At 55.2% G+C, this 10,852-nt stretch carries 12 protein-coding genes; 4 read left to right on the forward strand and 8 right to left on the reverse strand.

Annotated features, from left to right (window positions below; genetic code table 11):
- Positions 1-350 precede the first annotated feature (350 nt).
- From LC354_RS23640 to LC354_RS23660, 5 genes are all read right to left on the reverse strand, one after another.
- Entirely contained in the window at positions 351-557 is a 207-nt protein-coding gene (locus LC354_RS23640) for a hypothetical protein (protein WP_223428439.1), read from the reverse strand.
- Between the two features lie 1,017 nt (positions 558-1,574).
- Complete coding sequence (locus tag LC354_RS23645; RefSeq protein WP_223428440.1) at positions 1,575-3,077, reverse strand: tripartite tricarboxylate transporter permease; 1,503 nt, start codon at positions 3,075-3,077, stop codon at positions 1,575-1,577.
- A gap of 1 nt (position 3,078) precedes the next feature.
- Positions 3,079-3,525: a tripartite tricarboxylate transporter TctB family protein gene (locus tag LC354_RS23650; protein ID WP_223428441.1), complete on the reverse strand. Its 447-nt coding sequence runs from the start codon at positions 3,523-3,525 to the stop codon at positions 3,079-3,081.
- 8 nt (positions 3,526-3,533) lie between these two features.
- On the reverse strand, positions 3,534-4,442 hold the full coding sequence (locus LC354_RS23655) for a BMP family ABC transporter substrate-binding protein (protein ID WP_223428442.1): 909 nt from the start codon (positions 4,440-4,442) through the stop codon (positions 3,534-3,536).
- 5 nt (positions 4,443-4,447) lie between these two features.
- On the reverse strand, positions 4,448-5,410 hold the full coding sequence (locus LC354_RS23660) for a Bug family tripartite tricarboxylate transporter substrate binding protein (protein ID WP_223428443.1): 963 nt from the start codon (positions 5,408-5,410) through the stop codon (positions 4,448-4,450).
- 263 nt (positions 5,411-5,673) lie between these two features.
- Here LC354_RS23660 and LC354_RS23665 point away from each other — a divergent pair, with 263 nt between their 5' ends.
- Positions 5,674-6,525 (forward strand): MurR/RpiR family transcriptional regulator, encoded by an 852-nt coding sequence (locus LC354_RS23665; RefSeq protein ID WP_223428444.1) that lies wholly within the window; start codon positions 5,674-5,676, stop codon positions 6,523-6,525.
- A gap of 280 nt (positions 6,526-6,805) precedes the next feature.
- On the opposite strand, the gene LC354_RS27950 is transcribed toward LC354_RS23665, so the two are convergent.
- The 3 genes from LC354_RS27950 to LC354_RS23680 all read right to left on the reverse strand — a co-directional run bounded on the left by LC354_RS27950 (position 6,806) and on the right by LC354_RS23680 (position 8,568).
- Positions 6,806-7,354 (reverse strand): c-type cytochrome, encoded by a 549-nt coding sequence (locus LC354_RS27950; RefSeq protein WP_317849390.1) that lies wholly within the window; start codon positions 7,352-7,354, stop codon positions 6,806-6,808.
- A 38-nt stretch (positions 7,355-7,392) separates the two neighbouring features.
- Positions 7,393-7,860 (reverse strand): DUF411 domain-containing protein, encoded by a 468-nt coding sequence (locus LC354_RS23675; protein ID WP_223428445.1) that lies wholly within the window; start codon positions 7,858-7,860, stop codon positions 7,393-7,395.
- Between the two features lie 78 nt (positions 7,861-7,938).
- On the reverse strand, positions 7,939-8,568 hold the full coding sequence (locus LC354_RS23680) for a cation transporter (RefSeq protein WP_223428446.1): 630 nt from the start codon (positions 8,566-8,568) through the stop codon (positions 7,939-7,941).
- Positions 8,569-8,642: 74 nt separating this feature from the next.
- Between LC354_RS23680 and LC354_RS23685 the strand changes: the two genes are divergently transcribed.
- From LC354_RS23685 to LC354_RS23695, 3 genes are all read left to right on the forward strand, one after another.
- Positions 8,643-9,059: a MerR family transcriptional regulator gene (locus LC354_RS23685; RefSeq protein ID WP_223428447.1), complete on the forward strand. Its 417-nt coding sequence runs from the start codon at positions 8,643-8,645 to the stop codon at positions 9,057-9,059.
- 407 nt (positions 9,060-9,466) lie between these two features.
- Positions 9,467-10,366, forward strand: coding sequence for a cation diffusion facilitator family transporter (locus LC354_RS23690; protein ID WP_223428448.1), 900 nt, complete (start codon positions 9,467-9,469; stop codon positions 10,364-10,366).
- Between the two features lie 76 nt (positions 10,367-10,442).
- A partial coding sequence (locus LC354_RS23695; RefSeq protein ID WP_223421634.1) for a transposase occupies positions 10,443-10,852 on the forward strand: 410 nt, incomplete at its 3' end.

Raw genomic sequence — 10,852 nt, forward strand, 5'->3', positions numbered from 1 at the left:
CGGGCCAGCACAGCATCGCTTCGAAGCATAAGGCACCCGCCTTCAGGCGTTTCCGCAACTCCGGAGACCCTCAGAGGAAAGAGATACTTGATCCACAGGCCTGATCAGGCAATCTTCGCGTCAGATGGCAGGCCACTTGGGGAATGTCGGGTTTAGTGCCCACAAAGTATATCGGTCAAAGGCATCGATGTCTTTCTCAATGCCAATCTCGACACAGTTCGTTAGGAGGTCATATTGCCTGAGCAGGTTTTGCTCTTGAACACGCTCAAAGAGATGCGGATGCTCTGATTTCCTAAGTGCCATGCTGCCTTTTCAGGCGGCATCTCGAGAGTGCCGCCGCCTTGGGTGGATTAAGCGCGCAGTCTGATGCTCTCACTCGCTCGTTTGACGCTGTCTTTTGTTATTGTTTCGTCGTTCATCGCGTTGCCAAACGCGAAGCTGACCCGCTGTTCGTGAAGCACCTCGTCGCTCACTTCAACGGTGAGGGTCGCTTTAAGTAGCTGGAGAAGTTCAGCGTCTTCTTCTGAGTGCGATAAGAACTGCTTTCGGTCTGCCATATTCATCTCCTCTTGGGACGGGGTTTTTCGTTGTTTATAATTCTACATCTGCATCCAAGGCAACAACGCTGCGCTGCACGCGACAATTTTGTGAGCGATCGTTGCTCGCTCAGCGGGACGGTGACGGCGCATGCGTGGCTCGCGACGCAGGCCTCGACCTTGATCAGCTGGAGTTGGAGGCTGGTCAGCGACTTATCAGACAGGGTGCCCCAGCATTTCAATGCAGCACTAAACGTTGTTGAGCTGGTCGGCAACGCAAAGCCTGATCAAAAGGCCGCTATGCCCGTGTCTTGCAAGCGAGATACCACTTTTGCGCGGGTCTGTAAATCGGCCGACCTGTAAATTCCAACTGGTCGAGACGATGTCGAAGCGACCGGCCACTTTGGGCTGGTAGCGGACCAACCTTGCGATTGAAAGGAAGGTCCGGTCAAGGCCGACGTTGATCTCAGTGGTACGCTTCTAACGCGGAATGACGAAATCTCGAACAGGGTAGCTTGGGTTCGAAGCCGCGGTTCGCCTGCGATGGTCGAACGACCACGCTGTCACACGGCCTACCAAGATGGCGATGATTACCCTGCTACCGATACATCACACTTTGTCCGTGTGGAAGCATAGTGGAAGCAAGAGGGAGAGTTTTGCAGCGGTTTCTTGCGAAAATCGACGTAGGGACGATCCGATGCATGGGGCTGCCAGTCGCGGAAAATGCGAAGAATAGCGCGGTTCCGGGCAGTTATTCATGGTTCGTTCGCCACGGCTCATAACCTGAAGGTCGTAGGTTCAAATCCTACTCCCGCAACCAAAAACTTCGATATATCAGTCGCTTAGAAGCCGCCCTCCAGGGCGGCTTTTTGCGTTCAAACATTTTGGAAGCACTACGGAAGCAAGAGGGCGCGCAATGCTGCGAATCTAACGTAAGAGTGACCAAGCCAGCGTGACCCGTTGAGATCCGGCTCACTTGGACGAGTGACCTAAACAAAGAAAACCCAGAATAGAGATGTGGGGTATTTTCGTCTTACTTCATGTACGAGGCATCAACCGCTGTAAAATGCTTTTCAACGGCAATGCGGTCGCGCAGAGAAGTAGGGCTCCTATACCAAGCAATGCAGCACTGCCGGGACGTTCAAGAAAAACCATCGGGTCACCCCGTGAAAGCAGCATGGCGCGACGGAAAAATTCTTCCATCATTGGCCCGAGAACAAAGCCAATCAACATTGGAGCAGGTTCGAAATGAAACAGGCGCAGGAAGTAGCCAATGAGACCAAAGGCAAGCGTCGCCCAAACATCAGTCAGCGAATTTGAAATTCCGTAGACCCCAACACAGATCATCATAATGACGGTCGGGTATAAATAATAGTGCGGCACGCGTAGCAGGCGCACCCACAGACCGATTAGAGGGATGTTCAGAACCAGCAGGAAGAAGTTTCCAAAGAGGAAGCTGACGACCAGACCCCAGAACAGATCAGGATGATCGGATATGAGGCGCGGACCAGGCGTAATCCCATGGATCATCAGGGCCCCAAGCATCAACGCCATCGTGGTCGACCCGGGTATCCCCAGCGTAAGGGTCGGGATGAAGGCTGTCTGAGCCGCCGCATTGTTCGCGGACTCTGGGACCACAACCCCCTCAATCGCGCCGTTGCCGAATTGTGCTTTGTTGCGGCTGATCTTTTTCTCAAGCGCATAGCCCACAAAGCTTGCGACCGTCTGACCAGTGCCCGGCAATGTGCCAAAGAAGGATCCGATCGCAGAGCCGCGCAACGCGGGTAGAAAGCTCTTGCGCCACTCTGCCCGTGTCGGAAATATATCGCGCCCACGCACGCTTTGCCCAGCATAGCTTTGTGTAGCACCGCGCAGCGACACCATGACTTCGGAGATACCAAACAGGCCCATCGCCACAACAACCAGCGACACCCCATCACGCAACTCTGGAATGCCGGCGGTGAACCGGGCATCCCCGCTGTTGACGTCGACACCGATTGTGCCCAGCAATATACCCAAGCACACCATCATCAATCCGCGTAAAACGCCAGAAGAGCTGACGATCGAGGCTGCGATCAACCCCAAAACCATGACCGAGAAATACTCAGCCGGTTGGAATAGCAGAGCGAATTCCGCCAGCCTTGGCGCAAGCAGGACCATCACAATCACGCCGAAGACCCCACCAAAGAAAGAGGCGACCGATGTTGCAAAAAGGGCAATCCCAGCCCGGCCCTGTTGAGCCATTGGATAGCCATCGATACAGGTGACAGATGAAGACGGAGTTCCAGGAATGTTCAGTAAGATTGACGCAATTGACCCGCCATATTCCGCGCCGTAATAAACCCCCGCCAACATCACCAACGCCGTTGTCGGCTCAAGGTAAAACGACACAGGCAGAAGCATCGCAACGGCGGCCAGCGGCCCGACACCGGGCAGCACGCCGATGAAGGTGCCAAGAAACACGCCGGCAAAGCAGTAAAACAGATTGGACGCACTGGTTGCAGTATTGAACCCCAGAGCGAGATTTGACAGCAGTTCCATATCAAAAGCCCTTGATGGCGACAAATGGCATGCCCAGCCCGCGCACAAAGATCAGCCAAACACCGATGGCGACCCCCACGGCCAAGGCAATGCGAAACGGCCAGCGAAAGCCCGGGATTGCCGAGCCGGTGGCGAAAACGGCAATGGCCGTGGCGGGAAGCACCCCAAAAAACGGTGTCAAAAAGGCAAAGGATGCAACTCCTCCAACAACCCCCACCACAGCGATGGGATCACCCTTCTTTGTATTCATTGGGTTGCGCAGGTTCTGAACCAGCCCAATCGCAGCCAGGAATGACAAAAGGCCACCAACCAAAAGCGGAAAAGCGCCAGATCCCATCCTGCGAAACGAGCCGAGATCAAGGCTCGCCACTGCGCCAAAAACGAAGGCAAGACCCGCCGCCAGCATAATGAGTGGGCCGATCTGCGACATTATCGATTTGTGTTGCATGAGGTTTCCTATGGCTGAAATTCGGGTCCGTCATAGGTATTCGGAACGGTGCATGTGCCGTTCCGAATATCCTGCGCCAGTCTTGCGATGTACTCCTTTGTGGCAACGGGGACTTCATCTCCCATGGAAAGGGATACAAAATCCCCATCCGCCAAACCAAGGTGGGCGATTGTGTCTGGGACTATTCCCGCAACCATATCCGTAATGGCGCCTTTCACTCCCAGATCAATCCGAGCAATCGCAGACGCGATGAAAACCTCCGGATTGACGTCGACCCAATCCAGAGCGTTGCCAATCTGGCGTGCCCGACCTTCGCGGCAAGCTTCAATGGCGCCAGGTCGCGCATTGTTCAGCATCGTAAAGATGATATCTGCTCCGGCTGCAATTTCCGCGGCGGCCCATGTCTTGGTGACGGAACTGTCGTCCTGCGTGCCGCAAAATCCGGTGAGGACTTGAATGTCCGGATTGGCGTGTCTGACCCCCGCGACGAAGGCCGCGCGACCTTTGAGGCCAGGCGGAACGCGGTGGCCAGACAAATGCCCGACCGTTCCCGATTGCGTCAGACGCGCCGCAAGCGCACCCGCGAGAAACGCAGACTCTTCCTGCAAGACATCGTAGCTGGTAAGGTTTGCCGCTGTCTTTTCTCCCTGCACGATGGCAAATTTCTTGTCGGGATACCGTGCTGCAATCTCCGGGGTCGCTATATTGCCCTGGCCGCCAACAAACACGAGCCCGCCAACCTCGGGCACAACTTCGGCCAAACGTGCGCCGATCGCATCATGATCGTAACGCACGCCTGAAATGATCGAGATCTCGGCCAGACCCTCGACGGCAGCGGCCTCTGCGCCTGCAAGGGCACTGGCATTAAAGCCAGCATCCTGTACCTCACCCACAAAAAAGACGGCTATCTTCATCATGGCACTCATTCCATCGCCGACTTGACCAGAGGTGTCCACTGCACCAGCAAATCACTTACAAAGGTCTCGAACTCCGCGCTGGTCTTGGGTTCGCGCACCAGCCCCCAAGTGTCGAACTGGGCCTGAACATCCGGCAAGGCCATCGCTTCGGTCAAAGCGGCATCCAGTTTGACTTTGATCTCGTCAGGAACACCCGCTGGCGCACTGAAGCCCAGCCAGTTTTCGGCAACAATATCATATCCCAACTCGGTAAAGGTTGGCACGTCCGGCAAAGACGAAAGTCGACTTGTGGCTGTAACAGCAAGGGGAATTGCAGTTCCGTCCTCCACCGCTGGCAAGTTCTGTGGCACGGCATCAAAGATCGAAGGGACTACGCCACCGCGGAAGTCCAATCGCATCGGACCAGACCCCTTGTAGGGGATATGGAAGAGCTCGATCTCCGTTTCGTTCTGGAACTGCTCGGCAATGATATGCCCCCAAGAACCAACACCTGAGCTGCCATATTCGTACTTGCCTGGATCGGCTGATGCGGCCTCGATCAACGCACCAAGGTCACTGACACCCATGGACGGCCCTGCAAACAGGCCAAGATGCACGGTGCCGATATAAGTGATGTGATCAAAATCGGCGATCGGATCATACGGGGTGTCAGGAAAACGGATTGGGGCGACGTTGAAAGGAGTAAGATTGGACAGCATAAATGTATAGCCGTCGGGTTCTGCATCTTTCAAAGCCGAGGCCGCGACAGTGCCTGCCGCACCGGGTTTGTTTTCAACTACGAATTGCTGGCCAAGTGACGCCGAAAGCTTTTCACCCAGCATCCGTGCGACCAGGTCACTGGACCCACCAGGTGGAAAGGACACCAAAATGCGCACAGGGCGTTCAGGCCAAGTGGTGTCGGCGAGGACAGGCATGGACAACATGGCGAATGTGGCAACAGTTGCGCCGAGAAGATGTCTGCGTTTCATTATCTGTTTCCCTGTTATGGCTTTATGAAATCATGGTTCCACAAGGGCGGTGGTTTCACCAACATAAGAAACCAAAATTTTACCATTACGCTATAGGGAACCAAAGTTTTGCCTGTTTTTTGAGCGCGATTCGGAAAAACCGACCATTTTCTACATCCGATAGGACAGGGTTCCTTACTATTTAAAGTTGGAGTTCGAAGTTTTTCCCGAATCGGAAGGGCATTAAACTTGCGCCAGAAGAGCCAGCCGATCAGAGTGCACATATGGAACTTGAATTTCACGAAGACATGGCGTTTTTGGCTCGTATCCGGTCAAGCTTGCCTGGCCTGCATCGCGCGGAACGCAAGCTGGGCACCTTCCTGCTCGATTTTCCGGGCGACCTTGCGTCCTATGATGCACAGGAACTAGCGCGGTTGAGTGGAGTCTCCAAAGCAACGGTATCCAGATTTGTCCGGCGCATAGGCTTTGCCAATTACGAAACTGCGCGCCGCGCTGCACGGGAAGAACGACAAAGCGGATCACGCCATTTTCTCGCCCATGCCGAGAACGTGCCACAGGAAAGCCAGCTAGCAACCAGCATGCAAGAGGAAGTGCAGAACATTGCGTGGACATTCGAGCAGATTGATGCCACCGATTTGGAGGCGTTGGCTGATAAGATCACTAATGCACGCAAAGTTTGGATTGCAGGGTATCGTATCAGCCGCAGCTTTGCAGAGTACATCTATTGGCAACTGGTCAAGGTGGTTCCGGAAGCGGCTATCATCCCGCAGGCGGGTGAAAGCCTGGGCGAGCATTTTGCCGCGATGCAGCCAGGCGATCTGGTGATTTGGATTGCGCTGCGGCGCAGGATGGCAAATACAGATCTCGCGCTTGATGAGTTGCAAAATCTAGGGGTGCAAATCGCGCTTATTACTGATGACGGAAACCAGATTGATAATCGGGCGCACTGGCATTTCCGGTGCCGCATTGAAACCTCGAGCCCGCAGTTCAATCATGCGTCTGTTACGTCGCTCTGTCATCAAATCGTCACACGAGCCACTTTATGCGCAGGGCTAGCAGGCCGGACTCGTCTGCGGCGTATAGACGAGATAAATGAACGTTTGAAAGAAGTCTGAGCAAAACTTCCTGCGATCACGGCCTGGTCCATTAAAGCGGACCTTGGCGCAACCGCCGCGAATTGGCGCTCTGTCCGCACTGTGCCAGTTCGTGCCCACCGTGGCGAAAGTCCGCAAACCCTGAACCTGCCGTTCGTGACTGGCGCAGCTAAAGACCGTTGAGACAAGCCCAGAGTCACCGATGTTGCGCGCTCCACCAATGTCAGTTTCGGCGGTATCGCCGAAATTGTGCATTTTTTGAAGCACTGCAAATAGCTCTGGGAAGCGTTCGCGATGCGCGTTATCGCGGGAACCCGGAGCGCATATAGGCGATGATTTTCCAGATGTCTTCTTCGCTCAGCGCATCCCTGAAGGCTGGCATGTCCGTTCCGAAGCGTTCACCGCCCTCAGAAATTGCCCAAAGGAGATACTCGTCTCCCGACATAGGCATCTGAACGAACCATCTAAGGAGAGCGGGAGAAGGCACGAGAGAACGACCGGCTTCGCCATCTCCGAGACCCTCGGCTCCATGACAACTTGCGCAGTTCGCTGTGTATAGCGTCTGGCCTTCCGCAATAGCTTCGGGCGTTGCGCGAATAGTGTTCCGAGCACCCCGATAAGCTGCGGGCACGCCCTCGTTCATGTAAGTCCAGTGTCGTTGCATGCGCTGCTGCTGGCCTGGTCCCATGTTTCCGTGCCCCCAGCTAGGCATGCGTTCAGACCACATGTGGCCCGTTCCCATCGGCCCATGACCCCACCAATCGCCCTGTTGCTGCTGTCCGACGGCCACAGTGGCAATGATGACAAACACCGCGCCCAAACCCATAAATCGCAGTCTATGCTGCGTCATCGTCTTCTCCCTACTGTTTCTGATCGTTTAATTTCACCTCAAGCTGCGTCGTAACTCGTGAACACTTCGGTGCTACCGTCGCGCCGGATCAGGAATACGTCGTAGGCTTCCCGCTGATCTTCCGGCCCCATTCCGGGTGATCCATAGGGCATGCCTGGAACGGCGAGACCGACTGCGTCTGGACGTTCGTCCAGAAGGCGACGGATGTCTGCAGCCGGCACATGGCCCTCGATCATGTAGCCATCGATCTCGCCCGTGTGGCACGACATCATGTCTTGAGGGATACCATTGTCCAACTTGTGCCGAACCAGCAGAGTGCCAAAGCTGCGCTCCTCGGTTACACGAAAGCCTTCCGCTCGAAGAATATCGACCCAAACCCGGCAACAGCCGCAATTCGGGTCCTTGAGAACGTGGATGGACGGAGTCCCCTGCGCAATCGCGGCGAAGGGTGCAATGCTGGCAAGACCTAAAGCGGCGGTGATAATGTGACGGCGCGTTATATGCATATGAGTCGTCCTTTTGCTCTGTATTTGATCATGTCATCCCTTGGTGGCTGTATCTGAGCCAATTTGTCGTGATCTTGCTCAAGCATGCTGATGATCAACGACCTCGCGGCGCTCGGCGAGCGCCTGGCGGGTGATCTGGAACGAGGACGACAAAAACAGGCTCGCCATGATAGCTGCTACGACGAGGTCAGGCCAACCTGAGGCCGTGCCCCAGACGCCCAAGGCGGCGATCATGACCGCCACATTGCCGATGGCATCGTTTCGGGAGCAAAGCCAGACCGAGCGGACGTTGGCATCCCCGTCCTTGTAGCTCACCAAAAGGAAGACGCTTGCAAGGTTCGTCGCCAAAGCCAGAGCACCAACAATGCCCATGATCTCGGCTTCTGGCACACCGACGTAGAACACGCGGTAGACAGTTGAACCGAACACCCAAGCGCCCATCAGGAAAAGGCTGATCCCCTTTGCCAAGGCCGCGTTTGTGCGAGCGCGGATCGAAGCGCCGATCACGGCGAGCGAAATGCCATAGGTGAGCGCGTCTCCCAGGAAGTCGAGAGCGTCCGCCTGAAGCGCCTGTGACTTCGCCAAGTGCCCCGCCGTCATCTCGACCACGAACATCGTGGCGTTCAGCGCGATGACGATCCATAGCCGTCGTTTGTACACGTCTGACATGCCGTCGAACTTGGCGTCATTGCCGCAGCATCCTGCCATCTCAAGACCTCTTCAAATTCATCTTGAACCTAGTGTAGTGTCTCTAGTGACTAGAGGGTCAAGAGGTTTCTCGCATGTTTTCTATCGGTCAGCTTTCGAAGCGCACGAAGGTCAAGGTTCCGACCATTCGCTACTACGAAGAGACGGGCCTTCTGGACGCCCCGGAACGGACGGATGGCAATCAGCGTCGATACGATGCCGCAGGGCTGGAGCGCCTGAGCTTTATAAAGCACGCGCGCGACCTCGGCTTCTCAATCGAAGCGATTGCAGCCTTGATCGAACTACAGGGCCACCCTGACCGTTCCTGTCAAGAGGCCACAAATATCGCCACGGCGCAGCTATCGGACGTGCGCGCAAAGATCAAACGCCTCCGAGCGCTTGAGAAAGAGTTGGTACGGATTTCGAAGGGCTGTGATGAAGACGGCGTATCCGAAGACTGCTACGTTCTGGCGTCTTTGTCCGAACATGGCCTGTGCGAACGTGAGCACTGAAACGAGCAAAGCAGACGTTGAATTGATTACATCAAAAGGAAGCAAAGTCCGCGTTTTACCAGTTCATGCACGGCGCAGCGAACGGCGGCATTTCCTAAACCAGCTATTCGTGACCAGCGCAGCGAACGTGTTAGAAGCGCCCATTTTTACCGATGCTGCGTGATGCATGGATGTCTGCTCGCAAGAGAGAGCCAAGAACCTTCGAAAACTGGTTAGGTTTTGAACGGGATTTGTAGCAGCCAAAAATGAGGCGTTTTACGCCCCTGCCAGAAGCGGGAGTTTTGGGAGCATCCCAGCTATAGAAATATAGATTAATTTGAACATGACTTTCACTCGCAAGGTCAGCGGCTTGCACCACTGTATCGCGCAGTCTAACTGCCGTGATCAGGACTGGAGGAACGGCCAACATGACCACTATCAAGCTTGCAATTGGCAATATTTTCGTCGGCTTTGCTGTCTTGGGATTGAAAGCCCTTGCCTACTGGATAACTGGTTCGGTCGCACTTTTATCAGATGCACTCGAAAGCACGGTCAATGTCGCAACAGCGTTCGCCGCGCTCGTCGCGATCCATATCGCGGCGAAACCCGCTGATGCCAATCACCCCTACGGCCATCACAAAGCAGAATTCTTCAGTGCTGTCCTCGAAGGTGTAATGATCATCGTTGCCGCACTGCTTATTTTTCGCGAAGCCTACCACGGCTTCATGCAGCCAGTCATGCTTGATGCCCCAGTAGAAGGGCTTCTTGTGAACATGACGGCAACAGTCATAAACGGGCTGTGGGCTTGGGTGCTGATCACACGTGGACGAGCACAGAAATCACCGGCCTTGGTAGCCGATGGAAAACACCTGATTACGGATGTTCTTACCTCTGTCGGGGTTGCCGCTGGCGTTATTCTGGCTGTTGCAACAGGATGGTGGATACTGGATCCGGCACTGGCAGCGCTCGTGGCCATCAACATCCTCTGGTCAGGTTCGAAAATCGTCAAAGAGTCCCTGAGCGGTCTGATGGATGAGGCCGTCTCAGCGCAGACACTCGACGCGATCCGTAATGTTATCGCGTCACAACTGGATGGCGCAATGCAAGCGCACGATCTTCGGACACGGCACGCAGGCGCGGCAATATTTATTGATTTCCATCTGGTCGTGCCCGGTGAAACGACTGTCTTTCAAGCTCATGAAATCTGTGACCGGATGGAGGAGTCTTTGAAAGATCATTTGGATGGTGCCAAGGTTACCATCCATGTCGAACCTGAACACAAGTTGAAGTATTTAGGAGCGATAATTCCGCCCGCATTCCCCAAGTAGATCTCTGATTTCGCTGTCTTGAACGTGATATTTTCTATATATATCATGGCGTTGGTTGCTGCGGAGGATGTGTTTCATGGATCACCCAGAGGGTGCGGGCTTGCAGCGGGCAGATCGTGTGGATTTTGACCCTCGCGTGCGGCTGGAATTCCGGGGCGCTCAGCTCAGTTCGGATGGCGGCCTTCTGGTGATGCGCGAGCTTGATGACGCGCTCGGTCTGTCCAATCTGGCGTCTGCTGCCCTGTGCGATAATCGCCGTGGCAAGAACACGATCCACCGGCTCGACGGGCTGTTTCGGCAATCGGTCTACGGCCGGTTGGCAGGATACGGGGACGTCAATGACGCCGACCGTCTCGCGCTCGATCCCGTGATGCGCCAGGTTGTCGGTGGCCGTGCCGTCGATGCGCATGCCGCATCCACGTCGCAGATGGGCCGGTTCGAGACCGAGGGACTGGCGACCGCAGAGAACCGGGCGGCTCTGTCTGA

The sequence above is a fragment of the Tateyamaria pelophila genome, from assembly GCF_019966495.1.
Lineage (GTDB): Bacteria > Pseudomonadota > Alphaproteobacteria > Rhodobacterales > Rhodobacteraceae > Tateyamaria > Tateyamaria pelophila.

Bases quoted from the DNA above. Each gene is read 5' to 3' on its own strand.
- LC354_RS23640 (WP_223428439.1), bottom strand. From the start codon at position 557: ATGGCAGACCGAAAGCAGTTCTTATCGCACTCAGAAGAAGACGCTGAA.
- LC354_RS23645 (WP_223428440.1), bottom strand. From the start codon at position 3,077: ATGGAACTGCTGTCAAATCTCGCTCTGGGGTTCAATACTGCAACCAGT.
- LC354_RS23650 (WP_223428441.1), bottom strand. From the start codon at position 3,525: ATGCAACACAAATCGATAATGTCGCAGATCGGCCCACTCATTATGCTG.
- LC354_RS23655 (WP_223428442.1), bottom strand. From the start codon at position 4,442: ATGATGAAGATAGCCGTCTTTTTTGTGGGTGAGGTACAGGATGCTGGC.
- LC354_RS23660 (WP_223428443.1), bottom strand. From the start codon at position 5,410: ATGAAACGCAGACATCTTCTCGGCGCAACTGTTGCCACATTCGCCATG.
- LC354_RS23665 (WP_223428444.1), top strand. From the start codon at position 5,674: ATGGAACTTGAATTTCACGAAGACATGGCGTTTTTGGCTCGTATCCGG.
- LC354_RS27950 (WP_317849390.1), bottom strand. From the start codon at position 7,354: ATGACGCAGCATAGACTGCGATTTATGGGTTTGGGCGCGGTGTTTGTC.
- LC354_RS23675 (WP_223428445.1), bottom strand. From the start codon at position 7,860: ATGCATATAACGCGCCGTCACATTATCACCGCCGCTTTAGGTCTTGCC.
- LC354_RS23680 (WP_223428446.1), bottom strand. From the start codon at position 8,568: ATGGCAGGATGCTGCGGCAATGACGCCAAGTTCGACGGCATGTCAGAC.
- LC354_RS23685 (WP_223428447.1), top strand. From the start codon at position 8,643: ATGTTTTCTATCGGTCAGCTTTCGAAGCGCACGAAGGTCAAGGTTCCG.
- LC354_RS23690 (WP_223428448.1), top strand. From the start codon at position 9,467: ATGACCACTATCAAGCTTGCAATTGGCAATATTTTCGTCGGCTTTGCT.